We start from the raw sequence: 25,629 nt of genomic DNA, 5'->3' as shown, positions 1-25,629 counted from the left end.
TTTTACTACGGTTTCATTAATGAATCCATATGTGACCGTATTTTTTTACGGAATGCTTCACTTAAGTAAAGGTCTGCTCCTTTTTCGATTTCACTGCGATAATGACCAGGAGGCGCAATTTCTTCGCTCTTTTTTAAAACGAGAAACGTTAAGCAGTCCTCATACACTTGATCACCTACTGTGACATCGACAAATGCTGGACGATAAGTCCCTTCATTTACACCTTCTCGTTTGTACAAATAACGAATGGCATCAAAAGGTACTTCATATAGAACACCCTCTGTTTCTCCGCCGTCTTCTACCATATCTGCTCTTGATCCATCAGGACGCACCAATGTAAACCTTGTGGTAAAACGATCAAGTGTGCCGCCGCCGATGATTTGTTTGAAATAATGATCCACTTTCGCAAGCTTAAACCTTGCATCATCCATGCAGGACCCATAGGCAAAATAATAGAAGGAAGACGGTTTGCGCTCCCATAATTGATATGACTTCCAGCAGCCGCTTTCAATCTCCTTTAGGCTCGAAGCCTTCTGCTTACCTATTGTATAAGCAACGGCTGACCTTGGTCCCTGGTCTGTCATAACCTCTATTTCCTGCTGGTCATACCCTTCCTCTAGCTCATCTATCTTATGCAGCGTTTCATCACTGACCTCATACAATTCTCCATATACTGTGTTTTGTTCCGAGACAACACACACAGGGTAACCCTCACCTGTATCGTACAGTCTCCCCTTTATCCAAGCAGATGCTGCTAATGGACTGCTTTCTTTCATCAATGTCTCGTGATACTTTTCGTGCTTTAAAAGTGTCCCATACACAAATAAAGTTTTTGTCTCCTTCGTCATCACACATCACATCCTCTCACCTTGCTACTATCTGCTTTTTTGATACACAGGTAAGTAAATATCAAAAGCCGTCCCTTTGCTGAGCTCGCTCTTTACATCCATTCTTCCATGGTGATCTTTTAAGATCGTCGCACAGATCGTTAAACCAAGTCCTGTACCTTCTTTTTTAGTCGAAAAGAAAGGATCATATATTTTCAGAATATCCTCTTCGGACATTCCTTTTCCTTCATCTTGAATCGTGATTTTCCATTCATTCATCACTTTTTCTGTTGATATGTATATATTGCCGCCTTCAGGCATCGCCTCGATCGCATTTTTGATTAAGTTAATGAACAGCTGCTTCATTTGATTGGCGTCTGCTAATATCGTGCCAGCATCCTGCTTTTTAAATGGCTGTTTGAGATCAATATTTGAAAGAACGGCATTTGTCTTTAATAAGGTAATCACCTGCTCTAGCAAATCATGGAGCTGTACTTCTTGAAATTGAACCGATTGAGGTTTTGCTAAGACAAGCAGTTCACTTAAAACAAAATCAATGCGTTTAATTTCAGAAAAGATGATATCAAAATAATCGGTTCTTTCAGGATATTGCGTTTTCATCAGCTGCAAAAATCCATTGACTGAGGTGAGCGGATTTCTGACTTCATGGGCAATGCCAGCAGCTATTTGTCCTGCAACAGCCAGCTTTTGTGCCTGCATTTGCAGTTGCTGATTTGATCTTTCAAGTTCAAGCTTTGCCTGCTTTTGTTTCGTGATATCTGCAACCGTTCCAATACCTCCAGTAAACTGGTGCTGTTCATCGAAATAAAGCTTATAATGCACATCTCCCCATACCTTTTTTCCTTCTTTATGGAGAAGCTGCAGCTCCACCCGCCCCTCATCCTTATGCTCTTTGATCACAGACAACAAATGCTGAACGACATGCTCTTCTTGATCAAAGTACTGATTGTACATCGTACCTAGACACTCCTCTATGTCGTAACCCGTCATTTGTTTCCATGCTTGATTTAAAAAAATGATTTCACCTTTTTCATTGGTTTCAAAAACGATTTCTTGCAAGTTATCTGTGATTCGATTCAGCCGCTCTGTCAGTTCGTGTGCTTCTTTTTCTCGTTTATTTAAATCTGATACAATCAAATTCAACCGGTCCACGTAGCCTGAGATGGTCCAAATACCGGCCAAAACAACGACTGTAAAGGCTAGATCGAGCGGCCAATTAATGTGATAGCCGCTAAGATAATAAAAGAAATCCCAGCTCAAAATTAATATAAATGCAAGAACGGATAACAGGATCCGTACTTGATATGTTTTGTTCAAATAATTCCACCTGCCGCCCTGAGATTCTTTGTCAATTGTACCATTTTCCACTTATTTTTTGAGGAAGATGTGGCATTTTTAAGGAACTTTTTTAGAAAAAAAAGCCTGCTCTCAGCACAATGGGAGAGAACAGGCTATTTTTATTTACTGCTGAAGGGCTTCTTGAAGCTCTTTTAGCAGTAGTTCTGCGCCTTCAGCGCTTAATGTAATTTGACCATTTCCATACTCGTGGTTCTCAGAAGTAATCTCACCAGTCATCAGGCAGACGCCCTCTGGCTGATATTTTTTCAAGACGATTTTATCTCCATCTATAAAAAATTCCATACTGTCTTTAATAGCGATATCAAGTGCTCTTCTCAATTCGATTGGCATCACAATACGCCCTAGTTCATCTACTTTTCTTACAACTCCGATAGATTTCAATTTCGTTCCCTCTTTCTTTCATTAGCTCAAGATCAATCTGTTTTTCACCAATTGATATATCGTAGACGTAAGAGATTCTTAAAAGGTTTCTCCTGCATAAAAATTTTTTTCAAAATCGAAAAACCAAAGGGAAAATTTATTGTGAATGTCAAAATGAGACTTGAATTTTACAGATTCATTTCAAGGTGATCACACACCCCCACAAATGACCTCAACCCTCTGAACTTTTAAATGTAAAATTGTTTAAAACAGCAAAAATAGAGATTGGGTGAAAACATGTTTCAAAATGCCGAAATTGGAATTGATTTAGGAACAGCTAACATATTGGTTTACAGTAAAAATAAAGGAATTATTCTCAATGAACCATCCGTTGTGGCAGTAGATACGGAAACAAAAACTGTCCTTGCAGTGGGGTCAGAAGCAAAAGAGATGATTGGGAAAACACCTGGAAAAATTGTAGCGATCCGTCCGATGAAAGATGGTGTCATCGCTGATTATGATATGACAACCGATTTACTTAAACAAATTATGAAAAAAGCAGGAAAAAATATTGGGTTTACCTTTAGAAAGCCGACCGTGGTTGTTTGTACACCTTCAGGCTCAACAGCTGTCGAACGCCGCGCGATCAGCGATGCTGTCAAAAATTGCGGGGCAAAGCATGTGCATTTAATTGAAGAACCCGTCGCAGCTGCAATCGGTGCTGATCTCCCAGTGGACGAGCCTGTTGCCAACGTCGTTGTAGACATTGGCGGAGGTACGACAGAGGTAGCGATCATTTCATTTGGCGGGGTTGTCTCTTGCCACTCGATCCGAATTGGCGGAGATCAACTGGATGAAGATATCATTACTTTTGTGAGAAAGAAATACAATTTACTGATCGGTGAACGGACAGCTGAACAGGTAAAAATGGAAATTGGTTATGGTCTCATTGAACACGAACCTGAGTCATTAGAAGTACGTGGACGCGACCTTGTCACAGGTCTTCCAAAAACAATTACACTTGAATCAACAGAAATTCAAGGTGCTATGCGAGAATCACTTCTTCATATTTTAGAGGCGATTCGGGCTACATTAGAAGACAGCCCTCCAGAACTGAGTGGTGATATCGTAGATCGAGGCGTCATTCTAACTGGCGGTGGTGCACTATTAAACGGCATTCAAGAATGGCTCTCTCAAGAAATTGTCGTCCCAGTTCATATCGCAGCAAATCCTCTTGAATCTGTCGCAATTGGAACAGGTCGTTCATTAGAAGTCATCGACAAATTGCAAAAAACATTAAAATAATCTTCATGTTCTACTTCTTTTTTCATCATTTCGATCATATCGTGATGAATGGATAAACGTGAAGGAGGAAGAACATGTTGCTTGATTTAGGTAAACGGGTCGTTGTCACAGTCATTTTAACCGGTATTATTTTAGGAGGAATGAGCCTGTCGTTTTCACATATGCCCCCTTCTAATGCACAGCCTGTGAAACAACTGAACCGCTAAAAAAGCCGCACGAAAGCGGCTTTTTTATTTTGCTTCGGGACGGCTCCCTATTTTCCTTTTCGGTCTTAAATCTGATATGATGAACATGACTAAAGGAGGGTTTTTTATGAGTTCATTCGAAAAACAACTAGATCAATATGCAAAAACCATCGTTGAAGTAGGTGTAAATGTTCAAAGTGGTCAAGAAGTGGTCGTATCTGCGTTCACTGAATCTGTAGACCTTGTCCGCCTTGTGGCAAAACACGCATATGAGCGCGGAGCGAAAAACGTACATATCCGCTGGAGTGATGGTGTTCTGACCCGTTTAAAATATGAACATGCCCCACAAGATGTGTTTGAGCAATTTCCAGAATGGGAAGCACAGATGATGGAAACCATCGCAAAACGTGGCGGTGCTTTTATTACGATCTTGTCAGAAAGCCCTGATCTTCTAAGTGGCATTGACTCGAAAAAAATTGCTTCACAGCAAAAAGCTGCAGGTTCAGCACTTCATACATATCGTCAATACGTTCAATCTGACAAAGTTGCATGGACAGTCGTCGGTGCTGCATCAAAAGATTGGGCGAAAAAGATTTTCCCTGAGCATGCAGATGAAGAAGCTGTTGCATTATTATGGGACCAAATCTTTAAAGTCGCCCGCGCTGATCAGCCAGATCCTGTTGAAGCGTGGAAAAAGCATGATGAATCACTAAATGAAAAAGTAAAAGTATTAAATGAACGTCATTACCACAAGCTGCACTATGAAGCACCTGGTACAGATTTAACGATTGAACTTCCAGAGCAGCATATTTGGGTAGGTGCTGGCAGCGTGAGTGAACGCGGCGTATCATTCATGGCCAATATGCCGACAGAAGAGGTCTTTACCGTACCTAAAAAAGATGGTGTAAACGGAACTGTCTCTAGCACTAAGCCACTTAGTTATGCAGGAAACATTATCGATGAATTTACGTTAACCTTTGAAAATGGGCGTATTGTAGATGTGAAAGCAAAAGAGGGCGAAGACATTTTAACCTCTCTCGTTGAAACAGATGAAGGCTCACATTATCTAGGTGAGGTTGCCCTTGTACCAGATGATTCACCAATTTCTAACTCAAATATCCTCTATTACAATACACTTTACGATGAAAATGCATCCAATCACCTTGCCATCGGCAGCGGTTATGCATTTAATATCGAAGGCGGTAAAGAGATGAAACGAGAGGAATTAGATGCAGCTGGTGTGAACAGCAGTATTACACACGTCGATTTCATGATTGGTTCAAAGGAAATGAATATTGATGGGATCACAAAAGATGGTAAACGTGAACCGATTTTCCGAAATGGAAATTGGGCTTTTTAAAGAAAAAAGACATCCTCATGTGGATGTCTTTTCTTTATGTTTATGCATACAGCTCTTGTAGTCTTTTTTGAATCTCTTGATCTGATAAGAACTCATCATAAGTTGTTTGTTTATCAACGATGCCATTTGGCGTCACTTCGATAATACGGTTTGCAACTGTTTCAACAAACTGATGGTCATGAGATGAGAAGAGCATAGCCCCTTTAAAGCTCATTAGACCGTTATTTAGCGCTGTGATGGACTCTAGGTCTAAATGGTTCGTCGGCTCGTCTAACAGCAAAATATTCGCTCCAGACAGCATCATTTTTGATAACATACAACGAACCTTTTCTCCACCTGATAAGACGCTTGCTTTTTTCTTCACTTCTTCCCCAGAGAAAAGCATACGGCCTAAGAAACCACGCAGGAAGCTTTCACTTTGATCATTAGGAGAATATTGACGAAGCCAATCAACAAGATCTAAATCGCTTCCTTCAAAATATTCACTGTTGTCTTTAGGGAAGAAGGCTTGAGATGTTGTCACGCCCCATTTAAATGTCCCGCTGTCTGGCTCCATTTCACCAGCAAGGATTTTAAATAAAGTAGAGACAGCAAGTTCATTACGACTTAAGAACGCAATTTTATCCTCACGATTCATAATAAAGCTGACGTTATCCAGTACTTTTACACCGTCAATCGTTTTTGATAGACCTTCTACTTGAAGGACATCATTTCCGATTTCACGCTCTGGCGCAAAATGAACATAAGGATATTTACGAGAAGATGGTTTAATGTCATCTAGCGAAATCTTATCAAGCAATTTCTTTCTTGATGTCGCTTGCTTCGATTTAGATGCGTTCGCACTGAACCGAGCAACGAATTCTTGAAGCTGCTTAATTTGTTCTTCTTTTTTCTTGTTGGCATCCTGGCTGAGTTTTAATGCCAGCTGGCTTGATTCATACCAGAAATCATAGTTTCCGACATACACTTGAATTTTTCCAAAGTCAAGGTCTGCAATATGCGTACATACTTTGTTTAAGAAATGACGATCATGCGATACGACGATGACGGTATTTTCAAAGTTAATGAGGAACTCTTCTAACCACTGAATGGCTTGTAAGTCCAAGTGGTTCGTTGGCTCATCGAGAAGTAGAACATCAGGCTTACCGAATAAAGCTTGTGCTAAAAGCACTTTTACCTTTTCAGATCCGCCAAGCTCAGACATTTTCTTCGATTGCAGGCTCTCTGGAATGCCAAGACCTTTTAATAGGATCGCAGCTTCACTTTCCGCTTCCCATCCGTTTAACTCAGCAAACTCACCTTCAAGCTCTGCTGCACGAATCCCGTCTTCATCTGAGAAATCAGGTTTCATATAAATCGCATCTTTTTCCTGCATCACATCATATAGACGTTTGTGACCCATGATGACGACTTTTAACACTTCAAACTCTTCGTATTCAAAGTGGTTCTGTTTTAAAATCGCTAAACGTTCACCTGGACTCATATGAACATCGCCCGTTTGAGCTTCAATTTCTCCAGAAAGAATCTTTAAGAACGTTGATTTACCAGCTCCATTGGCACCAATTAGTCCGTAGCAGTTGCCAGGAGTGAACTTAATATTTACTTCTTCAAATAATTTACGATCAGCAAATCGCAAACTAACATTATTCACTGCAATCATTTATTAATCCTCCATCACTCATTCATCAATATGAAGTATAACATGAATAACGATTGATAGAAACGTCTCTCGCTAAGAACAAAGGCTTTTTGTCCAATATGGTATAATAAGTGGGAATGTTTTTGTTGAAGGAGTTCGGGCGATTTGAGATTACTCACACTCATGGAATACTGTTTATTGATTTTCTTTATGGGCATTTATTTATCGGCGACTGGCTTTAATGCAAGAGACTTTGGCCTTTATATTGGGCTTGTCCTCATTTACACACTGGTCCATATCTTTTCAAAACGCTTTTTACAAAAGCGCGGAAAAGACAATGTGAAAATTGGATTATTCCGTTCTGTTTTGGCGATTACTGGGTCCGTTTTCGCTTCTGTTTTGGCCATTGTCATCATTGTCACGATGCTCACACCAAATTAAAAACGACCCTACATGAAGGGTCGTCCATTCAAGCACCTTTCTTACGCATTGAGAAAGGTGTATTTATTGTGTTTGTCGAATATCGCCAAATGGGAAGAAAACAAATTCTGATGTGCCGACAATACGATCCTTTTCAATGAGTCCGAGTCCATTTCGACTGTCCATAGAATTCAGTCTGTTGTCACCCATAACAAAGTAATCGTTTTTCGGTACTTTCACTGGACCAAAATCTCCTGTTAAATGTACCTCATACTCTTTGGCATGTGCCTTGTTCTCTTTTAAATAAGGCTCATCTACTTTTTTACCATTAATGTAAAGCGTATCATCCTTCATTTCAATCGTGTCGCCTGGAAGACCGATCAATCGTTTGACATAATGAATTTTCTGACCGTCTTTTCCATTAATAATCACGATGTCACCACGTTTGACTCCACCGAGATAGTTGATGGTTTTGTTAACAAACAGCTTTTCTCCATCATGAAGGGTTGGTTCCATTGACTCTCCTTCCACCACATACGGCTCAAAAATAAACGTACGGATGATGAGGACGAGAGCAAGTGCAATTAAAATGGCTTTGATCCATTCAAACAGAGAACTTTTCTTCTCTTTTTTGGCTTGTTTCGCATCAGATTGAATGTCATTTTCGTTTTGTTTGTTTTCTTCGTTCAAAATACTGCTTCCTCCTAAGACTTTCTGCTAAAAGACTTGAAACGTGAATTGAATAACTTTACTTTATCACATGTCATTTAAAAATTCACAAGACAACCATTCAATTAGATATTTTTTCCTAATTTATTGATAATTAAACAAAAAGAAGCACCGCTCTTCACGATGCTTCTTTTCAAATTAAGCTTCTTGTCGGACTGGTTTTTTTAGAATTCCGAGAAGTAGCGCTGTAACAATGGCACCGATTAAGATGCTGATGATGTAAAGAACTGGATGGTTTGTTACCCAGAAAACGAATAGTCCGCCGTGCGGTGCAGGAAGCGTCACTCTAAAGAATTCTGTTAATCCACCTGCAACTGCTGCACCAATCACAGCTGAAGGAATGACGCGCAGAGGATCTGCCGCTGCAAACGGGATCGCCCCTTCAGTAATGAACGCAGCTCCCATGAAGTAACATGTAATACCTGCTTCGCGGTCACGTTTAGAGAATTTGTTTCTAAAGATCGTTGTCGCTAGGGCAATTCCTAGCGGCGGCACCATTCCGCCTGCCATAATCGCAGCATGCGGTGCATAGTTGCCAGCAGCAATCATCGCAAGACCAAATGTGTAGGCCGCTTTGTTAATCGGACCACCCATATCAATGGCCATCATACCAGCTAAAATAATCCCCATTAGTACAAGGTTTCCAGTACCAAGTGATTCAAGCCAGTGTGTTAATCCGTCCATGACCATTTTAACAGGTGTGTTGACGATGTAATGCATGATAATCCCTGTAAAGAAAATACCGAACAATGGATAGAGCAGAACTGGTTTAATACCATCAAGCGACTGTGGTACAAAAGTGAATACTTTTTTGAGCAGCACCACAATGTAACCAGCAAGGAAACCAGCAATCAATCCGCCTAAGAATCCAGCACCTGCTGCAGAGGCCATGAATCCGCCAACCATACCTGGTGCAAAACCTGGACGGTCTGCAATACTCATTGCGATAAATCCAGCTAATACAGCAACGATTAAGGCAAGTGCATTATCTCCGCCAATCCCTTTTAATACAGCTGCAAATGAATTGAAAGAAGGATCTTTAGGGTCAGCTGAGTTAATTCCCCAGAAGAATGAAATCGCAACGAGGATACCGCCCCCAACAACAAACGGAAGCATGTTGCTTACACCGCTCATTAAGTGCTTATAGAATCCACTTCTTCCCTTACCTGACGATTCATTTTCATCTTTTGAAGAACTGCCGCCTGAACCTTTATAAATCGGTGCATCTTGATTGATGGCTTTTTCGATCAATTCTTGCGGACGGCGAATTCCAGCTGTCACAGGTACTTCAATGACATGTTTGCCTTTAAAGCGTTCCATTTCAACTTGTTTATCAGCTGCCACAATAATAGCTGGCGCTTCTTCAATTTCTTTTGCTGTCAGGGCATGTTTAATTCCACTAGAGCCGTTTGTCTCAACTTTAATGTCAACGCCCATTTCTTTTGCTTTTTCTTTCAAAGCATCTGCGGCCATAAATGTATGCGCGATGCCTGTTGGACAAGCTGTCACCGCTAAAATTTTAGCAGGTTTTCCCGGTGCAGCCGGTTCCTCTTTGACTTCCTCTTCTTCTTCATCGTCTTTATCATGTGTATTGATAATTTCAATGATTTCATCTTCAGTAGCCGCTTCAAGAAGCTGCTTTCGGATCTCTTCACGCATGAGAAGTGTGGATAAACGAGAAAGTGCTTCTAAATGCGTGTTGTTTGCGCCTTCAGTTGCTGCAATCATAAAGACAAGATGACTTGGCTGTCCGTCTAATGATTCATAGTCTACACCAGCTGTTGAACGGCCAAATGCAATGGCAGGTTCTTTCACACTTGCTGTTTTCGCATGAGGAATCGCAATTCCTTCTCCGATTCCCGTAGAGCTTTGTTTTTCACGATTAACAACAGCTGCTTTGTAGCCTTCTTTATCATTTAATTTACCAGCTGTATCTAATACAGTGACCAGTTCTTCAATAACGGCTTCTTTTTGCTGGCTGTCTAATTGAAGCTTAATCGTATGCTTCGTGAGTAGTTCTGTAATTTTCATGATGACTCCTCCTTTAAATGCGTGTGACTTTTACTTGTGGCAATAATGTATCGACAAGCTCTTTTGTTCCAAGTTCCTCAGAAAATGCTGTAGCACTTCCTGATGTGACGCCAAGCTTAAATGATTCTTCTATGGAAAGGCCTTTAGAAACGCCAGCTAAGAATCCTGCAACGACTGAATCCCCTGCACCAACTGAGTTGATCAGCTTGCCTTTTGGAACATTAGATTGAAAGATCCCTTCCTTACTGAATAAGAGAGCGCCGTCTCCAGCCATAGATACAATGACATGTTCAGCACCTTGTTCCAACAGCTTTTTCCCATAAGGAATGGCTTCTTCTGCAGATGAAATACTGGTTTCAAACATTTCACCTAACTCATGATGGTTTGGTTTCATTAAGAATGGTTTCAGATCTGCTGCTTTTTTTAAGGCTTCTCCAGAAATATCAAGTACTACTCTTACCCCTTGCTTCGCACATACCTCAGCAATGCGCTCATATGTGTTATGAGGCAGTGAAGAAGGAATGCTACCTGCTAATACAACGACATCGCCTTCTGTTAATGAAGTGAATTGGGATAAAAACGAATCGAACTGTGCTTCAGTAATACTTGGACCGAGCCCGTTGATTTCTGTTTCTTCGCCTGTTTTTAGTTTCACATTGATACGTGTATCTTCTGACACCTCATGAAAGGCTGTTTGTAATTGTTCGTTTTGTAAAAAGTCTTGAATATATTTGCCTGTAAAACCGCCAATGAATCCAAGTGCTTTTGATTCAACACCGTGCCGTTTTAAAAGCCTTGAGACATTGATTCCTTTACCACCTGGATATTTTTTGTCATAGGTTGAACGATTTAAACCGCCGACCGCAAAATCCTCCACGTGTACGATGTAATCAACTGATGGGTTTAAAGTAACTGTATAAATCATGTTTTCACTACCTTTATAACCGTTTTTTCATGGTAATTATCGAATGAATCCTCTTTTGCGTCGTTTGTGATAATGGTCGCTTCCTGTAAACTAGCAAAGGTTGAAAACGATATTTCGCCAAACTTTGAGGCATCTGTTAAGATGTAGGTTTTTTTCGCCTGCTTCATGGCTCTTTTTTTAATGAGCGCTTCTTCTGGATCAGGTGTTGTAAACCCTGCCTCGGGATGAATGCCGTTCGTCCCAACAAAGCTTTTGTCAAAACGGTAATTTTCCATAGCTGTCAAAGCTGCGGCTCCCACCATGGCTCCTGTTCGATGTTTCACTGATCCGCCTATCAGGTAAAAAGAAATGCCTTTTCTCATGAGTGCTTCAATGTGCATGACACCATTTGTCACCACCACGATATCTTGATCTGGATCGATAAAGTCAATCATTTGCTGTGTTGTCGTACCAGCATCTAAGTAAATACAATCGCCTTGTTTTAAAAGTGATGCAGCTGCCTCTGCAATCAATGACTTTTCATGAAGGTTTTTGGCAGATTTCTCAAACACATCTGGTTCAAGACGAATACTAGATATTTTAGCAGCTCCTCCGTGAACTCTTTTAAGAAAGCCTTTTTCTTCGAGGGCTGATAAATCTCTTCTAATTGTAGATTCAGACGCATCCGTCATAATCGTTAAGTCCTGTATTTTGATGACATCGTTTTCTTCTAAATAGTCGATAATGAGTTGATGTCTTTCTGGTGTGAGCATTGAAAACACCCCCTTTTGAAAACGTATTCATTTTGCGCGCACCTTTATTGTAATCGCTTTTTTCAACATTATCAATACAAAACAATCAAATACATTCAATAACTATCAAAATCTTTCACAATGGTCATCTTACCTTTATATGTACCATTTGTAAACTGAAAAATATGTGACATTGAGAAGAAAGTCATGATATTAGCATTTCTATCATTTTTCATTTCATTCAATTGAACGAAAAAAAGCCTTTATGCGTTTTGCATAAAAGCTTCAGGTGCGGAGCAGCAGGCAATATATCTCGTTCTACCTTCTTGTCAGCACCTTGAAAGTTAACTTTAGGATTATTCATATCTAAGTGATTCAATCGGATCGAGCCTCGCTGCTTTATTGGCAGGAATCAGTCCAAAAATAATACCAATGAGCATACTAAATAGGACGCCTCCACATACGATTTGCCACGATACAAGAGAAGGCCACCCTGCAAACAGTGACACAAGTGAAGCACCTCCTAAGCCAAGAGCGATTCCAAGTAACCCACCGATCAGTGTAAGGACGACAGACTCAATTAAAAACTGAACGAGTATTTGAGCCCTAGTTGCCCCAAGTGCCTTTCGAATTCCAATTTCTCTTGTTCTTTCTGTGACAGATACGAGCATAATATTCATGACACCAATGCCGCCGACAAGTAATGAGATACCAGCAATTGAGCCAATGATTGTTGTCATGACAGACGTAATCTGACCAATGCCTGCTGCAATCTCTTCCAGATTGATCATTTCGTAAGCATCTTCTGTATGGTGATTTTCATTTAAGCGTGCAGCCGCACTCTTTCCTACTTCTTTCATTTGATCAGCATGTGCGACTTGAATAGACAACTTATCATATTCTTTCACACCAAATGCAGTTGTCAGCATTGCAAAAGGGACATATATTTCATTCATATCAAATGAAAACAGCCCTTCCTGTTTTGCTAAAACTCCGATCACCTCAACCGGCTGTCCATTCATCCAAATCAACTCGCCTACTGCCTTCTCTCCATTAAATAATTCTTTTTGTATCCCTTCTGAAATAACAGCTGCCCTTCTTCCGCTCCTAAAATCGATTTCACGTAAGTCCTGTCCTTCTGATATATGTAATGAATGTACATTCGTGTAGCCTTCATTAATCCCATTGACCGTTGCATCTATTGTTGTATCTTGGAATCTTAATTGCATGCCTTGTGCAGTGGAGGAGGCAACCTGTTTAACCCCATTCAATGCTTGAACACTTTGAATGTCTTCTTCAGTAAATGTGGCTTCAAATAACGCATTAGGATTCGCATTTAACTCCTCATCAGAGGGTGTATAGGTCATATCAATGGTATTGTTTGGCCCTGAAATTGATTCTTTCAGCATTTGCTCTCCGCCTTGACCGATGGCAACGACTGCAATCACTGATCCAACCCCAATAATAATTCCAAGCATTGTTAAAATAGACCGCAATTTATGAGCTAGGACAGAATTCAGCGCTATTTTAATATTTTCAAAGAGTTTCATTCATTGCGTCTCCTTGTATCAATCTATCTTGAACGAAGCGTCCATCTCTTACAACGACTATCCGGTTTGTATACGCAGCTATTTCTTCTTCATGAGTAACGAGCACAACCGTTGTTCCTTCCTCATTGAGCTTTGTAAACTGTTCCATAATCGAGCCGCTCGTTTTTGAATCAAGAGCGCCTGTTGGTTCATCTGCCAAGATGAGCTTCGGCTCATTGACAATCGCACGTGCGATGGCTACTCTTTGCTTTTGACCCCCTGACAACTCGTTTGGCATATGCTTCATTCGATCTGCCAAACCAACCTTTTCAAGTGCCATTTCCGCACGTTCTTTTCTTTCCTTTTGACTGATACCAGCGTAAATCATCGGAAGTTCAACATTTCGCCTCGCATTTAATCTAGGCAGTAAATAAAATTGTTGAAAAACAAAACCAATGGATCGATTTCGAATCACTGCGAGTTCTTGATCCTTTGCTGCCGACAGCTCCATACCTTGAAAATGGTACTGTCCGGAGGTCGGGTGGTCCAAACAGCCAATGATATTCATTAACGTTGATTTTCCAGAACCGGACGGGCCCATAATGGACATATACTCGCCTTTACCAATGACGAGGTTCACATCACTTAATACATCAAATGTCTCCTCAGCGACTTCGTAGCTTTTTGTCACGTTTGAAAGCTGAATCATTCAGCATTCACTTCCATTCCGTCATACATATCATCTGATGGCTCTGCAATGATTTGATCTTCTTTTGTTAAACCTTTCGTCACTTCAAGATCTTGACCTGACGTTTCACCTAATGTCACTTTTACTTTCTTCAGTGCATTCTTTTCAACAACATAAACGTATGATCCATCTTTCTCTTTTTTCACGGCTGTTTCAGGAATTGTGAGCACTTGACGCTTGTCCGTTTCAATTTCCATGATCATTTTAAAGCCTGGTTTTGCATCCGGCTTTTTCCCTTTTATTTCAATTTCGACTGGATATTGTACGGTTTGATCACTAGCAGCTGTTTCTGCTGTTGACTGGGCAGGCACAGCGCCCACTTTTTTCACCACTCCTTGCCAGCTCTTTCCGCGAATGACATCAGACGTTACCTTTACTTTTTGTTTCTTTTTGACTTTCATAGCGTCATACTCAGTGATTAAGCCTCGTACGATCATTTTTTTCTCATTGCCAATATGGATCACCGGCTGCCTCTCTTCTAGCTTCCCTGCGCCAGCATCTTGCTCGATGGAGATGACTGTTCCTTCAATTTTGCTATGTATCGTTAAATCTTCTATTTGTGCCTTTACTTTTTCTTGGTTAAGCTCCGCTTGTTTTTGCTCTAATTCAGCAGCTTTGAGTTCGAGTTCAAGCTGATCTCGCTCGTTTTTCGAATCAGAGCCCGCCTTTTTCCCCTGATTTTCATCTAATGTATTGAGTCTATTTTGTAATTGTTCAAGCTTTAGTGTACTTGATTCAGCCGCAAGTGCTTGCTGCTGTTCTTCAAGCTCCAGTTCCTTATTTTCATATGTCAGGAGCGGTGTTCCAACTTTCACCTTTTCTCCTTCTTTCACAGCGATATGATTCAGGCTTCCCTTCTCCTCTTCTGTATAAATGAATTGCTCCTCCGAGAATGAAAGTGTTCCAGGCGTCATCACCTTAGAGGTTATTTCTTTTGGTGTGAGTTTAACTGTTTTAAATGCTGCCGTAGACACAGGTTTTGATTGGTTTTTTGCAATGTTAAATCCAATAAATAAACCAATCACAATAATCAAAATGGATCCGATGATGATTTTCTTTCTCATAAAAACATTCTACCCCCAGCTTACTGCATGTTGATGGTGATCGTAGTTCCTACATATTGAAAAATTAAAGATAATACATAAAAGACACTCACAATAACCCAAGATATTCTTGGCGAAGTGCGGCCGACTTTGATCAATAAAAAGCCTGTTAAAACAAGATTCCAGATCACAAAAAGATCGATATTGGCTAACACGGCATGCCATGGACCAGACATTCGAATGAATGCGTTTAATGAAGTAACCGTGATATCTTTTGGCACATGAAAAAAAATGATCGCCAAATGAGAAATAATCGTACCAATGATCGTAATAGGCGTGATATACAGTACACCTGAAAACAGCTGATGAAATGTTGCATCACCTTTTGCTAAAAAGACGATGAGCTTGTATACAGCAGCGTTAATCACAATCCCAATGACCAGACCAATGAGCGTGATCACATAAACGAAAGGGATTGGCAAAATTAAATCTGCCCACAATCCTTCATTCACTAGCTGAGACAAATAAGTGACAACAACTGTTAATACAAGCACACATGATAAAGGCCACCAAACGAATGGATGTTCCCACACTCTTTTTAAATGCTCTGATGGTCTAGTGCTTACTCCAATTATTGTGGGTTTTTGCGTTGTTTCTTTCATCAAATGTCATCCTCTCCATGTGCTGTAAGTATGGAATCGTTTTTTCATACTCTTGTTGTTTCTATTTTATCAAAAGATTGCCAATAAGTGATAGATCATTTGATTTTCTTATTTTCATAGTGATAGGATTGAATCTATTATTCTATTTTCATGAACGACATCCTTCAAATTATACCTTGATCCGACCATATTCATATGAAAAAATCATGATTTTACTGACTGAAAAACAGTTTATGAAGTAAACAACATGTCTTTCGGAATAAATATCCTTTTCCTTTGGATTCAGATGGTCTCATTTAGACACAACAATTTTTTGTTAAAATATTCCTAGTAATTTCAATGAATCCCGGCTTTATAGGACTATGTTTAGCGCCTTTTATAGAACAGATGAGCCTTTAGTATCAATACTTTCATATTAAAAAAATAAAAATAAAAGGATTTTACTTGATCAAATGTTATTTTTTCATATAATGTAAAATAGAGGTAGGTTAAATGATAGTGGAAATGGAGTCAAGTGAATGTTAAGAGAAAAATTGAAAATGCAATTGATTTTACTTTATGAAAAGGAACAAGAAGCATGGCAATACTTTAGAAAGGAAAGAGAACTGATTTATCATGAGCTCAAATTACTTGATATGAAAGAAAGCAGACCTTCTAATGACAAAATATACTACGCAGCAAGGTGTGTAGATATTATTAAAGAAAAAAAGGGAAGCATCGTGAGCACAAAAGAACTAAAAGAACAGCTTCAAGCTCAAACAGATTTCAATGTGAGACGAATCAGCGAATTGTATGATCTCATTCAACAGCTCGATCCTCACATTTCTAAAGCACGCCGGGGATGTTTTATTTACGAAGATCATACCCAAGTACCTCTACAATCTTTTCACACATAAAAAAATTGGTTACAGCCGCTGGCCATAACCAAATCCTCTAATATCTATTATCCACCACTTACAGGAGGAATGAGTGCAACAGTGTCCCCGCTACGCACTTCAGCATTTCCCCTCGTATATATTTCGTTGACTGCAACCATCACGTTTTGTGCAGTATCAACACCATATACCTCCTGTAATTCTATTTTAATCTCATCAACCGTTGTTTGATCTTTTTGAATGATGATTTGTTGTTTACCGGCCTTCTCAGCAAGGCCGGCGAACAATAATACGCTAATCATGCCGCTTCCCTTCTTTCTCGTTAAGTTGGAGAGTACTAGGTTTTCCTTCAGGGTAAGAAACGGTTTCAAGCTGATCACCTATCCAAGCCTCTCCATCTTCCCAGTATTCCTTTTTCCAAATAGGAACTATTTCCTTTATTCGTTCAATCGCATATTCATTGGCTTCGTATGCAGCTTTCCGATGAGGTGATGAAACAGCTATTGCCACTGCAATGTCACATATCTCAAGAGTTCCAATACGATGCACAATGGCAGCTTCTGTATCAGGCCAGCGTTTTTTAATTTCTTGTCCAATTTGACTCAACATATTTTCCGCCATTGGTATGTATGCTTCATATGTTAAACGCAGCGTTTTTTTGCCATTTGTCCATTCTCTTACCGTGCCTATGAATGTCGTAATGGCTCCCGCTTTGCGTCTTGTAACATGCTGAATCAATTCATTCACATCAATTGGCTCTTTTGTGATGTTAAAAAGTTCATTCATACGAGGCTTCCCCCTTCAATAAATTAAAAGCAAATGTGATCCCGCGCTTGTCAAATGCTGAAAACACAGGAAACGGGTATTTCTCGGAGAACTGTATTTCTTTATTGAAATAAATGGCTGCTTGTATATGAGAAAGTGTCGAAAGATAAATGAGTTCCTGTTGGTCTTTGACACACAGGATTTTGCGGTAAGGCGCCTGTTTGTATCCTTCAATCAAGACGGCATCTAAAGGAAGATGCTGACACATGTTGACTAGTTGTGCAAACGTCATGTGCTGCATGAAAAAGTGACATTCACCTTCTCCCTCCACACCAGCAGCAAACGCACCCGCTTGAACATATCGATCCGTATCTTTTTGTTTGAACAGACGGTCTGGTTTTCCGCCATGTCCATGATGTTTCAAGCAGCCTAGCTTCATTTCTTCTTCATCCGCCAGCTGACATAATTTTTCGATCAGCGTCGTTTTACCACTATTTTGAAAGCCCACGACTTGTAGAATGTTTAATTTGTCATCCAACATGTAGCACCGCCTTCGTGGTGAAATAACAGAACGCTGACCTGGTCACCTGCACTAAACCCTCTTGTTCCTCCAGGCAAAACAATGAAACAATCAGCATGAGCAATAGATGTCACCGCACTAGATTTATCAAGACCTGTTGGCGTCACACTCAGCTGGCTGCCAGCGAAATCAAGTGATGCTCTAACAAATCGAGTGAATGGATTGGCTTTTGGAAAATCATGTGTCAGCTTCGCCTCAGCAAAAACGGGAAATGGATTTTCTTTCAAACACCATTTATAAATGATCGGTTTGACAAATAGTTCAAAGCCAACAAAACAGGCAGCCGGATTTCCTGACAGCCCATAAAGCAATTGACCATTTGACAACGCAGCAACGGTCGTCACACTTCCAGGTCTCATCGCCACTTTATTAAACAACACATCTGCACCTAGTTTTTCATAAATAGCAGGTAAAAAGTCAAAATCACCTACCGATACACCACCTGTTGTGATGAGCATATCAACTTTGCTTAAGGCTGCTTTTACGGCTTCATAGCTTTGATCAAAATCATCGGATACACCGCCTAAATCAAGCGGTTCTCCTCCAGCTTCAAGAACCTGAGCGTACACCATACTTAGGTTACTATTTCTAATTTTACCGTCCACCATGGCATCACTTACTTGTAGGAGCTCGGTACCTGTTGAGATGATACCGATCACCGGTTTTTTGACGACTGGCACAACCGCATATCCGAACGTTGCCAATATCGCCGTCACGCCTGGGGTAACTTTTGAGCCTTTTTTGATCATGACGTTCCCTTTGAGGGTCTCTTCTCCTTGCCGAGAAATATTGTCACCCTTTTTCAGAGGTCTTTTAAGTGACATCATTGATTTACCGTCTTTTTCAAACGTTTTCGTCAATTCGAGCATGATCACAACATTTGCTCCTTTTGGAATCTTCGCTCCTGTCATGATGCGAATCGCTTGAAAAGGACCGATCGTTTTTGCAGAAACAATACCTGCCCCTATATGATCAATGACCTCAAATTCAACCGGATGCTCGCTCGATGCATCCTTTGTATCTTCTGCTCGAAGTGCAAAACCATCATACGGAGAACGATCAAAGGCAGGAACATCATGGTCTGCTAAAATATCCTCTGCAATCCATCTTCCAAGGCTGTTCTTTAAAGGAACCCATTCGACTTGTCCATGTTTTTGAAATTGGTGGACTTTCTTTACTGCCTCTTCTACTGGAATTGGCTGTCGTCTTTCCATCACTTCTCACTCCTATATGCCTAGCAGTCTTGCTAGTAATGAATTGGCTACTCTTTCATCATTTGTCCCATGGATTAATACACGTCCTCCTTTAAAACAAACGATACGGTGTCTTTCATAGCGTATATGAATTAAAAAATCGTTCACTTCCACCTCACAAATAGATGACAGACGCTCTTTTACATGCTGAAATGAAAGGTTTTCTAAATCCTTCGATATGATCTGAATGGTGTCACGCCCGCAAAGAATCGCTGTTTTTTTTCGCTGTTCATCTAAATATGGATACGTTCTATTTATGCCGCAAGATGGACAGCTCTCCTGCTTCGTACGAGATACATCCATTTTAAACGAAGACGACTGCCACAAATCAAACGTGACAAACTTTCGCTCCATTTGCTCTTCATGCCCAGTTAAATATTTTAATGCCTCTGTTTGCTGATAAGCCGACACCATTTGGACAGCAGGAGAAATAATACCAGCTGTATCACATGTCAAACCCCCAACAGGCACTGAGGTAAACACACAGGATAAGCAAGGTGTTTTGCCCGGCAAAATGGTCATATACATTCCCTGACTGCTCACACAGGCACCGTAAATCCAAGGCGTATTTGTTTCTAATGATAAGTCATTCATCACCATTCTTGTCTCAAAATTATCAGTCGCATCAATGACGATATTTGCTTTTCGGAATAAAGGTCTTAACAGCTCTACTCCTGCATCTTCAATAAGAGCGTGAATGGTCACTTCATGGTTGATCTCTTGGAGACGTTTTTTAGCTGCTGCCGCTTTTGGCACATGCATCTTTGCATCGTGTTCAGTGTACAGCTGCTGCCGCTGTAAATTTGAGAATTCGACATAATCACGATCTACAATCGTCAAAGTACCAATTCCAGATCGGACAAGCCCTTCAGCAGATGCTGTTCCAAGTGCACCAGCTCCAACAATAAGGACATGACTTTCGGCAAGTGCAGACTGCCCTTTTTCGCCTACCGGAGGGAACAAGATTTGCCTTGAATATCGCTCGTTCAATATTGTTCTCTCCTTCTCGTTTTTATGTATCATATCATACCGTTTTCAGGTAAATCGCTTCTTTTATTGATATTATGAAATTCATTTGGTGCCACGTTCAGTTCGTCGGCTGGAACAACCTGGACGTGAAGTTTTTGCAGTAAGTCTTTGATAGCTAATTGATTCTCTTTTAAACACGCAGAAATAAACGGAAGACTGCGGCGGTGATAAAGCGCAAATAACGGCTGTAATCTTCCCTGCACCATCGGAACCACAGCATCTACATGCTTATGGCAATAAGAAGATAAAGCGACGGCTGTCTCTTTTCGTATGAATGGCATATCACATGCCGTCACTAAATACCACTCTGCTTCTTGCTTTTGCATAGCGGTATATATACCTGCAAGCGGGCCATACCCACGTACCTGTTCATCATCTAACCAAACAGCTTGTTCCCCTCTTGCTTTGAAAAAAGGCAGAAGCTTCGGGTGACTGATGATGATGGTTTCCCCTTTCAAAAGTTGCTCTTTCACATGTTCATATAGTGGTTTCCCCTGATAGACATGACTTGCCTTTGGCTCTCCAAAACGCCTAGAAGCACCTCCGGCTAGTATCACATTCACTATTCTCATCATCTCATCCCCTTTGATATGGTTGTTCTAATCGCACTCATTTCGCATACTTTATTGATAACATGAATAAGGAGGGTCTACCTATGAACCGGCGCCATGCTTCTCCCCTATTCCATGATCTGTCTCAAGAAAATCTATTTTTAAAAGCTGAAACGGCCAAATATCAACAGATAATTTCAGATTTACAGTCCACGTATACCTATGCTAAAAACAAGAAGCTATCTCAAGAATATCATGAGATGAAAAAGGATTTCACTCAATTAAAACAACAATTGGATGAAATGACCATTGACCAAGACGAAGCATCATCTAAAATACAAGATCTCTCTTATAGCAAATCGGAATTATTACATAAAATCGTCCTTCTTCATGAAATGCTGCAAAAGGAAACCTATCATAGACGAAAAGAAACAGAGGAAAAGCACCGATTGCATTTGAAGGTTGTAAAATATAAGGAAATGTCTCAGCAACTACAGGAGCGATTACTAGACCAAGATAAACAGCTTGCAAAAGAGGAGAAAAAAGGAAATACTTTATCCGCTGTGATTGAAAAACTGCAGCAAACTCTAGGCGATAAAAACGCAGAGCTTCATTTATTACAAGAAGGCGTCCGGCATCTACAGGAGCGTTTTTATGAAACACAAGAAAAATTACTGCACATCGAAAAAGCAAAAGAAGCCATTTTTTATGAAACGCTCACGAGCTACCAAAAACAGTTGGCCGAAAGCGAGGAATGGATCGCTTCTCATTTTGCTGATATCGACCAGTCAGCCCAAACAAATGCCGAGCCGTTCTCACAAGACCCTATTTTACAAACAACCGAAGAAATAGGACCGATTTTGAAGAAACTAAACGAACAAGTAGAAACGCTCCAGGCAAAAGTTGATGCGGTGCAGCGGAGTGGAGAGGTCATGACAGTGAAGATCGATGGATTTAAAAAACAGCGCGACAACATGCCCAAAGAACGAAAGATTGTCTATACAGTTAATCAAAAAAAGTGATTCATTCATCACGTACGCAAGAAAAAACTGCTGGCATTTACGCCCAGCAGTTTCTTTTTTATTTATTCGTCTTCTGTTTGAATGTCGCCTTCTAAAATATACTGTCCGCGATAAGGTTTCTTCACTTCTGGGTACATTTTAATTAAGCTTTGCATAAACGTTGTCATATTTGGAATTTCAAGACCGCTCTCTTTTTCAATCTCTTTTTGGAGTTCAGAGCTTTTAATCGCCGCATTATGACGCTTTAATGTTTTGATTGCAGCTTCACGAAGCTTAGCTGCCTTTGATCCAGGTCTAGCTGTGCCTCTTCTGCGTCTTGTAGATCCTTCAGGAATACCTACAGGTGCACCATTTAGCTGACCTGTTCCTAAAGATGATGTAACGTTTGACTGCGTTTGCGCAGGCTGCTGGTAGCTTCTCATTTCTTGTGCAGCCAGCTCAGCTAATACAGGCAATGAATCCGTTTTTCTCTCTGTACGCACTTCTTTTTTTGTATCTGTGACGAGACCTGTACCTTGACGGTCTAATTCTCTTAGTTTTGCGTAAATCGCATCTCGTTCAATTTGATATTCACGGATGACCTTTACTTCTGCTTCGTTTAATTGTTCCAATCGTAAACGTAACGCTTCCCTCTCATTAAACAATGGATTTCCCCCTCATCATATAAAAAATATTCTATAGTAAATATTAGATTAGAAAACTAATTTTATCAACTATTTTTTTATCATTTTACAGTTTGCTATCAGATAGGTATTTCCAACTAAAATTTTGCCAAAGAAGAAAAATCGGCACCCATTTCATTGCCACTATAGGCTTTTGACCACCTTTAAAATATTGTAAAAATTTTGAATAAATGCTTATACTACTTGATTTATATAGTTATTTACCAAACTGAAATTTCTTTTGTGCAAAAACGTTCTGAATAGTAAAAAGTTAAAATCTTTACATTTTCATTTCAAAATAAAAATGTAAATAGGTCATAATGCCTTTTTATTTCAGGGAATTTTTTTAATGAAATCCCTCATTTTCTCTTTTCTTAGGCATTCCACCTACAATCATATTCATCCAGTGCAATATGTCTCCTATTTTTCCCCATGAAAAAACCCCCATTCATGGGGGGAAAGCCTATTCTGCAGCCTTTTCAGACTCAGAAAGAACTCGATTGACGCGTTTTTCAAGCATTTTCATACCGCTTCCGCCAGCTTGGAAGTGGCGTAAAGCACCTGTTTTATCGAATACATAATAAGCTGGTACATATTCGTTCTCAAATGCTTCTGTTAGTTTATGGTCGCTGTCTACAAAGATTGGCTGTGTGATTTCATGCTCATTTGCAACCTCTTTGATTTTTTCTAGATCTAGGTCATCCTCTGAACGTGGCATATGAACTGCGATCACGTTTAGTTGATCCTTGTATTCATCACGGAATTGGTTCACTTGCGGCATCGCCTCTTTACAAAGGTGGCAGCTAACTGACCAGAAGTGGATCAATGTTGGTTTATCACCAATTAATTCTTCTCTTGTTACTTCTCCATTTAACCATTCTTTTGCACCAGTTAGTTCTGGCATTGGTTGACGTAATTTCATTTTGAAGCGCCTCCATCCATTGTATGTCTCGAAACAAAAAGGTCTAACATCAGTTAGACCCCAGCGTGTAGACAAACCCTCGCATTCTTTGTCAGTCCTGCGTGCTGGTGCTCACGAATGTCAAATTCGCTTTGCGCCAGTACTCGTCCTTCCTAGGGCTGCAAAGGTTTTCTATCACGCTGAAAAGAAGACAAAGGGCTAAAATAAACAACATTTTAGCCCTTTGTCAACAATCTGAAGGTCTAACACCAGTTAGACTGTTTCTTCAACTATCAATTAAAGTGTTTTTTGACCAGGTTTCCAGTTCGCTGGGCAAAGTCCACCAGTTTGTAATGCTTGAAGAACACGTAGTGTCTCATCTACATCACGACCGATATTGTTGTGGAATACTGTTTGATATTGAAGTTCGCCTTCTGGGTTAATGATGAATAGACCACGAAGTGCAATTCCTTCTTCTTCAATTAAAACACCGTATTCTCTAGATACTGTGTGGTTTGTGTCAGCAGCTAGTGGGTATTTTAATTCTCCAAGACCATTGTCTTTACGATCTGTGTTGATCCAAGCAAGATGCGTATGGATTGTATCAGTAGATACACCAATGATTTCTGCATCTAAATCTTCAAACTCATCATAACGATCACTCATTGCTGTAATTTCAGTTGGACAAACAAAAGTGAAATCCATTGGATAGAAGAAAAGAACTGTCCATTTGTCATTCTTGATGTTTTCCTCTAAACTCACTTTACCAAATTCCTTATTAGCAAGTACTGCTTCCATTTCAAAACGTGGAGCTTGTTTTCCTACAAAACGCTCTGCCATATGTAAATCCCTCCAAAAATAATATCTTTATACAGACTTCTTAGCTGTATATAAAATGAGAATCAACAGGTTGAATTCTCATTTAGTTAATAACTTCACAAATATAATTATAATACTTAAGCGATTTTTAGTCAATATTAATTAATAATAAATTTAATTAACGATTTGTCACAATCTCTCGCTCCAACTATTAAAAGTTTAACATGACTTGCATAAGGGAACAAATGATTAGCTTCTCATTTCGCACATACATAGAAAGGTTTTGAAGATCATGAAAGCACTTGAACAAGTAGATTGGGTTTCCATCATCATGAATATCAGTATGATTTTGCTAAAACTCATTGCTATTTTTGTGATTTATTTTATCATCAGAGCGATTGGAAATAAGATGATTAAGCGTGCCTATTCAGCATTCTCTGAGAAGCACGATGTCTCTTTATCACGAGCTCAAACGCTGCAAAGTCTTACCTTAAATATTTTCGCCTACTTGCTGATTTTTATTCTAGTTGTGATGATCCTCGACTTATTTCATTATAACCCAACCGCCTTGCTGGCTGGCGCAGGTGTTGTAGGACTTGCCATTGGATTTGGCGCTCAGGGATTGGTGAGTGATATTGTGACAGGCTTCTTCATACTGCTGGAAAAACAATTTGATGTCGGCGAGTATATAACGGTTGCTGGTTTCGATGGGATCGTTGAACAAATTGGACTGAGAACAACACAGCTTCGAAGCTTTGATGGCACTCTTCATTTCATTCCGAACCGAAGTATACTCAATGTGAGCAATCATTCACGAGGGACGATGCAGGCACTCGTTGATATCGAATTATCCCCAGATGAAAATGTGGATCAGATGATCACCACTTTGCAGGCAGCCTGTGATGAAGTTCGTGAGGGCATGCCACAAATCATCGAAGGTCCTCAAGTCGTTGGAGTGGAGGCATTTGGCTCCTCATCTCTCGTCCTTCGTATCATTGCAAAAACTGAAACGATGGAGCAGTGGCGTGTCGAACGAATTCTGCGCAAAAAAATGAAAGAAGCACTTGATCTAGCCAAAGAGCAAAAAGAACCAGGATCATAATATCCTGGTTCTCAGATTGTAGAGAAACTCATGTTTTTCTACAATCTTTTTTATTTTCACCATCATTATGATAGATGAGATTGAAGGAAAAACATGAAAAAGGCCTCCCACACACCTATCCTAGCTTTGCTAGGTGTGTGGCAATCTTCTTCATGTTCTGGCAGGCAGCTGTGAGAAGCACTTGCTCACTTACATT

28 protein-coding genes are annotated in these 25,629 nt (G+C 40.1%); 7 read left to right on the top strand and 21 right to left on the bottom strand.

Going from position 1 to position 25,629, the window contains the following annotated elements; genetic code table 11:
- Positions 1 to 5: 5 nt before the first annotated feature.
- The 3 genes from FXF70_RS18395 to FXF70_RS18385 all read right to left on the bottom strand — a co-directional run bounded on the left by FXF70_RS18395 (position 6) and on the right by FXF70_RS18385 (position 2,588).
- Positions 6 to 848, bottom strand: coding sequence for a gamma-glutamylcyclotransferase family protein (locus FXF70_RS18395; RefSeq protein WP_148780883.1), 843 nt, complete (start codon positions 846 to 848; stop codon positions 6 to 8).
- Between the two features lie 27 nt (positions 849 to 875).
- Positions 876 to 2,165, bottom strand: coding sequence for an ATP-binding protein (locus FXF70_RS18390; RefSeq protein ID WP_041092430.1), 1,290 nt, complete (start codon positions 2,163 to 2,165; stop codon positions 876 to 878).
- Positions 2,166 to 2,309: 144 nt separating this feature from the next.
- Entirely contained in the window at positions 2,310 to 2,588 is a 279-nt protein-coding gene (locus tag FXF70_RS18385; RefSeq protein ID WP_017359400.1) for a transcriptional regulator AbhA, read from the bottom strand.
- Positions 2,589 to 2,864: 276 nt separating this feature from the next.
- On the opposite strand from FXF70_RS18385, the gene mreBH reads away from it, so the two are divergent.
- The 3 genes from mreBH to FXF70_RS18375 all read left to right on the top strand — a co-directional run bounded on the left by mreBH (position 2,865) and on the right by FXF70_RS18375 (position 5,417).
- Positions 2,865 to 3,872: a rod-share determining protein MreBH gene (gene mreBH / locus FXF70_RS18380; RefSeq protein WP_017359401.1), complete on the top strand. Its 1,008-nt coding sequence runs from the start codon at positions 2,865 to 2,867 to the stop codon at positions 3,870 to 3,872.
- 74 nt (positions 3,873 to 3,946) lie between these two features.
- Positions 3,947 to 4,078: a protein YkpC gene (locus FXF70_RS19120; protein ID WP_003210922.1), complete on the top strand. Its 132-nt coding sequence runs from the start codon at positions 3,947 to 3,949 to the stop codon at positions 4,076 to 4,078.
- 106 nt (positions 4,079 to 4,184) lie between these two features.
- Complete coding sequence (locus FXF70_RS18375) at positions 4,185 to 5,417, top strand: aminopeptidase (protein ID WP_008345134.1); 1,233 nt, start codon at positions 4,185 to 4,187, stop codon at positions 5,415 to 5,417.
- Positions 5,418 to 5,457: 40 nt separating this feature from the next.
- On the opposite strand, the gene FXF70_RS18370 is transcribed toward FXF70_RS18375, so the two are convergent.
- Positions 5,458 to 7,077 carry an ABC-F family ATP-binding cassette domain-containing protein gene (locus FXF70_RS18370; RefSeq protein WP_007498620.1) on the bottom strand — a complete coding sequence of 540 codons (1,620 nt, stop codon included), beginning with the start codon at positions 7,075 to 7,077 and terminating at the stop codon, positions 5,458 to 5,460.
- A 144-nt stretch (positions 7,078 to 7,221) separates the two neighbouring features.
- Here FXF70_RS18370 and FXF70_RS18365 point away from each other — a divergent pair, with 144 nt between their 5' ends.
- Positions 7,222 to 7,497 (top strand): hypothetical protein, encoded by a 276-nt coding sequence (locus tag FXF70_RS18365; RefSeq protein WP_008345136.1) that lies wholly within the window; start codon positions 7,222 to 7,224, stop codon positions 7,495 to 7,497.
- Between the two features lie 63 nt (positions 7,498 to 7,560).
- Here FXF70_RS18365 and lepB read toward each other — a convergent pair whose 3' ends face one another.
- From lepB to yknW, 8 genes are all read right to left on the bottom strand, one after another.
- Positions 7,561 to 8,133, bottom strand: coding sequence for a signal peptidase I (lepB, locus tag FXF70_RS18360; RefSeq protein WP_026050084.1), 573 nt, complete (start codon positions 8,131 to 8,133; stop codon positions 7,561 to 7,563).
- A 210-nt stretch (positions 8,134 to 8,343) separates the two neighbouring features.
- Complete coding sequence (locus FXF70_RS18355) at positions 8,344 to 10,236, bottom strand: PTS fructose transporter subunit IIABC (protein WP_008345139.1); 1,893 nt, start codon at positions 10,234 to 10,236, stop codon at positions 8,344 to 8,346.
- Positions 10,237 to 10,249: 13 nt separating this feature from the next.
- Entirely contained in the window at positions 10,250 to 11,161 is a 912-nt protein-coding gene (gene pfkB, locus FXF70_RS18350; RefSeq protein ID WP_017359406.1) for a 1-phosphofructokinase, read from the bottom strand.
- Positions 11,158 to 11,913: a DeoR/GlpR family DNA-binding transcription regulator gene (locus FXF70_RS18345; protein WP_008345143.1), complete on the bottom strand. Its 756-nt coding sequence runs from the start codon at positions 11,911 to 11,913 to the stop codon at positions 11,158 to 11,160. Before FXF70_RS18345 ends, pfkB begins: the two co-directional genes overlap by 4 nt.
- A 335-nt stretch (positions 11,914 to 12,248) precedes the next feature.
- Positions 12,249 to 13,442, bottom strand: coding sequence for an ABC transporter permease (locus tag FXF70_RS18340; protein ID WP_148780882.1), 1,194 nt, complete (start codon positions 13,440 to 13,442; stop codon positions 12,249 to 12,251).
- A complete protein-coding gene (locus FXF70_RS18335) occupies positions 13,429 to 14,130 on the bottom strand; it encodes an ABC transporter ATP-binding protein (RefSeq protein ID WP_148780881.1) in 702 nt (233 codons plus the stop codon). The genes FXF70_RS18340 and FXF70_RS18335 overlap by 14 nt, the downstream gene beginning before the upstream one ends.
- Entirely contained in the window at positions 14,127 to 15,233 is a 1,107-nt protein-coding gene (locus FXF70_RS18330; protein ID WP_148780880.1) for an efflux RND transporter periplasmic adaptor subunit, read from the bottom strand. The genes FXF70_RS18335 and FXF70_RS18330 overlap by 4 nt, the downstream gene beginning before the upstream one ends.
- Positions 15,234 to 15,253: 20 nt before the next feature.
- Positions 15,254 to 15,874 (bottom strand): YknW family membrane protein, encoded by a 621-nt coding sequence (gene yknW / locus FXF70_RS18325; RefSeq protein WP_148780879.1) that lies wholly within the window; start codon positions 15,872 to 15,874, stop codon positions 15,254 to 15,256.
- A gap of 518 nt (positions 15,875 to 16,392) precedes the next feature.
- On the opposite strand from yknW, the gene FXF70_RS18320 reads away from it, so the two are divergent.
- Positions 16,393 to 16,770 carry a Rok-like winged helix domain-containing protein gene (locus FXF70_RS18320; protein ID WP_008345156.1) on the top strand — a complete coding sequence of 126 codons (378 nt, stop codon included), beginning with the start codon at positions 16,393 to 16,395 and terminating at the stop codon, positions 16,768 to 16,770.
- Positions 16,771 to 16,817: 47 nt separating this feature from the next.
- On the opposite strand, the gene moaD is transcribed toward FXF70_RS18320, so the two are convergent.
- From moaD to FXF70_RS18290, 6 genes are read right to left on the bottom strand one after another with little or no spacing between them, the layout of a single operon-like run.
- A complete protein-coding gene (gene moaD / locus FXF70_RS18315) occupies positions 16,818 to 17,051 on the bottom strand; it encodes a molybdopterin converting factor subunit 1 (protein ID WP_008345159.1) in 234 nt (77 codons plus the stop codon).
- Positions 17,044 to 17,535: a molybdenum cofactor biosynthesis protein MoaE gene (locus FXF70_RS18310; protein WP_041092418.1), complete on the bottom strand. Its 492-nt coding sequence runs from the start codon at positions 17,533 to 17,535 to the stop codon at positions 17,044 to 17,046. Before FXF70_RS18310 ends, moaD begins: the two co-directional genes overlap by 8 nt.
- Complete coding sequence (mobB, locus tag FXF70_RS18305) at positions 17,528 to 18,055, bottom strand: molybdopterin-guanine dinucleotide biosynthesis protein B (RefSeq protein ID WP_148780878.1); 528 nt, start codon at positions 18,053 to 18,055, stop codon at positions 17,528 to 17,530. The genes FXF70_RS18310 and mobB overlap by 8 nt, the downstream gene beginning before the upstream one ends.
- Positions 18,037 to 19,311, bottom strand: a complete 1,275-nt coding sequence (locus tag FXF70_RS18300; protein WP_187424780.1) for a molybdopterin molybdotransferase MoeA — start codon at positions 19,309 to 19,311, stop codon at positions 18,037 to 18,039. Before FXF70_RS18300 ends, mobB begins: the two co-directional genes overlap by 19 nt.
- Before the next feature lie 9 nt (positions 19,312 to 19,320).
- The gene (locus FXF70_RS18295) at positions 19,321 to 20,337 is read right to left on the bottom strand and encodes a MoeB/ThiF family adenylyltransferase (RefSeq protein WP_081114456.1); all 1,017 of its coding nucleotides are present in this window, start codon (positions 20,335 to 20,337) and stop codon (positions 19,321 to 19,323) included.
- 29 nt (positions 20,338 to 20,366) lie between these two features.
- Positions 20,367 to 20,948: a molybdenum cofactor guanylyltransferase gene (locus FXF70_RS18290; RefSeq protein ID WP_041092412.1), complete on the bottom strand. Its 582-nt coding sequence runs from the start codon at positions 20,946 to 20,948 to the stop codon at positions 20,367 to 20,369.
- 83 nt (positions 20,949 to 21,031) lie between these two features.
- On the opposite strand from FXF70_RS18290, the gene FXF70_RS18285 reads away from it, so the two are divergent.
- Positions 21,032 to 21,949 (top strand): coiled-coil domain-containing protein, encoded by a 918-nt coding sequence (locus FXF70_RS18285; RefSeq protein WP_148780876.1) that lies wholly within the window; start codon positions 21,032 to 21,034, stop codon positions 21,947 to 21,949.
- Between the two features lie 62 nt (positions 21,950 to 22,011).
- On the opposite strand, the gene FXF70_RS18280 is transcribed toward FXF70_RS18285, so the two are convergent.
- The 3 genes from FXF70_RS18280 to ahpA all read right to left on the bottom strand — a co-directional run bounded on the left by FXF70_RS18280 (position 22,012) and on the right by ahpA (position 24,352).
- The gene (locus FXF70_RS18280; RefSeq protein WP_017367156.1) at positions 22,012 to 22,593 is read right to left on the bottom strand and encodes a Rok-like winged helix domain-containing protein; all 582 of its coding nucleotides are present in this window, start codon (positions 22,591 to 22,593) and stop codon (positions 22,012 to 22,014) included.
- Between the two features lie 481 nt (positions 22,594 to 23,074).
- Positions 23,075 to 23,533: a TlpA disulfide reductase family protein gene (locus FXF70_RS18275; RefSeq protein WP_008345174.1), complete on the bottom strand. Its 459-nt coding sequence runs from the start codon at positions 23,531 to 23,533 to the stop codon at positions 23,075 to 23,077.
- Between the two features lie 276 nt (positions 23,534 to 23,809).
- Positions 23,810 to 24,352, bottom strand: a complete 543-nt coding sequence (gene ahpA, locus FXF70_RS18270; RefSeq protein WP_007498654.1) for a biofilm-specific peroxidase AhpA — start codon at positions 24,350 to 24,352, stop codon at positions 23,810 to 23,812.
- Positions 24,353 to 24,623: 271 nt separating this feature from the next.
- Here ahpA and FXF70_RS18265 point away from each other — a divergent pair, with 271 nt between their 5' ends.
- Complete coding sequence (locus tag FXF70_RS18265) at positions 24,624 to 25,433, top strand: mechanosensitive ion channel family protein (protein WP_148780875.1); 810 nt, start codon at positions 24,624 to 24,626, stop codon at positions 25,431 to 25,433.
- The last annotated feature ends 196 nt before the right edge of the window (positions 25,434 to 25,629 follow it).

Source organism: Bacillus sp. Y3 (assembly GCF_008123875.1).
Taxonomy (GTDB): Bacteria; Bacillota; Bacilli; order Bacillales; family Bacillaceae; genus Bacillus; species Bacillus altitudinis.
This window is presented reverse-complemented; position numbering and strand designations above follow the sequence as displayed.

Excerpts from the sequence above, each read along its gene's own strand:
- FXF70_RS18395 (WP_148780883.1), bottom strand. The coding sequence starts at position 848 with ATGACGAAGGAGACAAAAACTTTATTTGTGTATGGGACACTTTTAAAG.
- mreBH (WP_017359401.1), top strand. The coding sequence starts at position 2,865 with ATGTTTCAAAATGCCGAAATTGGAATTGATTTAGGAACAGCTAACATA.
- FXF70_RS19120 (WP_003210922.1), top strand. The coding sequence starts at position 3,947 with ATGTTGCTTGATTTAGGTAAACGGGTCGTTGTCACAGTCATTTTAACC.
- FXF70_RS18375 (WP_008345134.1), top strand. The coding sequence starts at position 4,185 with ATGAGTTCATTCGAAAAACAACTAGATCAATATGCAAAAACCATCGTT.
- FXF70_RS18370 (WP_007498620.1), bottom strand. The coding sequence starts at position 7,077 with ATGATTGCAGTGAATAATGTTAGTTTGCGATTTGCTGATCGTAAATTA.
- FXF70_RS18355 (WP_008345139.1), bottom strand. The coding sequence starts at position 10,236 with ATGAAAATTACAGAACTACTCACGAAGCATACGATTAAGCTTCAATTA.
- pfkB (WP_017359406.1), bottom strand. The coding sequence starts at position 11,161 with ATGATTTATACAGTTACTTTAAACCCATCAGTTGATTACATCGTACAC.
- FXF70_RS18345 (WP_008345143.1), bottom strand. The coding sequence starts at position 11,913 with ATGCTCACACCAGAAAGACATCAACTCATTATCGACTATTTAGAAGAA.
- FXF70_RS18340 (WP_148780882.1), bottom strand. The coding sequence starts at position 13,442 with ATGAAACTCTTTGAAAATATTAAAATAGCGCTGAATTCTGTCCTAGCT.
- FXF70_RS18335 (WP_148780881.1), bottom strand. The coding sequence starts at position 14,130 with ATGATTCAGCTTTCAAACGTGACAAAAAGCTACGAAGTCGCTGAGGAG.
- FXF70_RS18330 (WP_148780880.1), bottom strand. The coding sequence starts at position 15,233 with ATGAGAAAGAAAATCATCATCGGATCCATTTTGATTATTGTGATTGGT.
- yknW (WP_148780879.1), bottom strand. The coding sequence starts at position 15,874 with ATGAAAGAAACAACGCAAAAACCCACAATAATTGGAGTAAGCACTAGA.
- FXF70_RS18320 (WP_008345156.1), top strand. The coding sequence starts at position 16,393 with ATGTTAAGAGAAAAATTGAAAATGCAATTGATTTTACTTTATGAAAAG.
- moaD (WP_008345159.1), bottom strand. The coding sequence starts at position 17,051 with ATGATTAGCGTATTATTGTTCGCCGGCCTTGCTGAGAAGGCCGGTAAA.
- FXF70_RS18310 (WP_041092418.1), bottom strand. The coding sequence starts at position 17,535 with ATGAATGAACTTTTTAACATCACAAAAGAGCCAATTGATGTGAATGAA.
- mobB (WP_148780878.1), bottom strand. The coding sequence starts at position 18,055 with ATGTTGGATGACAAATTAAACATTCTACAAGTCGTGGGCTTTCAAAAT.
- FXF70_RS18290 (WP_041092412.1), bottom strand. The coding sequence starts at position 20,948 with ATGAGAATAGTGAATGTGATACTAGCCGGAGGTGCTTCTAGGCGTTTT.
- FXF70_RS18285 (WP_148780876.1), top strand. The coding sequence starts at position 21,032 with ATGAACCGGCGCCATGCTTCTCCCCTATTCCATGATCTGTCTCAAGAA.
- FXF70_RS18275 (WP_008345174.1), bottom strand. The coding sequence starts at position 23,533 with ATGAAATTACGTCAACCAATGCCAGAACTAACTGGTGCAAAAGAATGG.
- ahpA (WP_007498654.1), bottom strand. The coding sequence starts at position 24,352 with ATGGCAGAGCGTTTTGTAGGAAAACAAGCTCCACGTTTTGAAATGGAA.
- FXF70_RS18265 (WP_148780875.1), top strand. The coding sequence starts at position 24,624 with ATGAAAGCACTTGAACAAGTAGATTGGGTTTCCATCATCATGAATATC.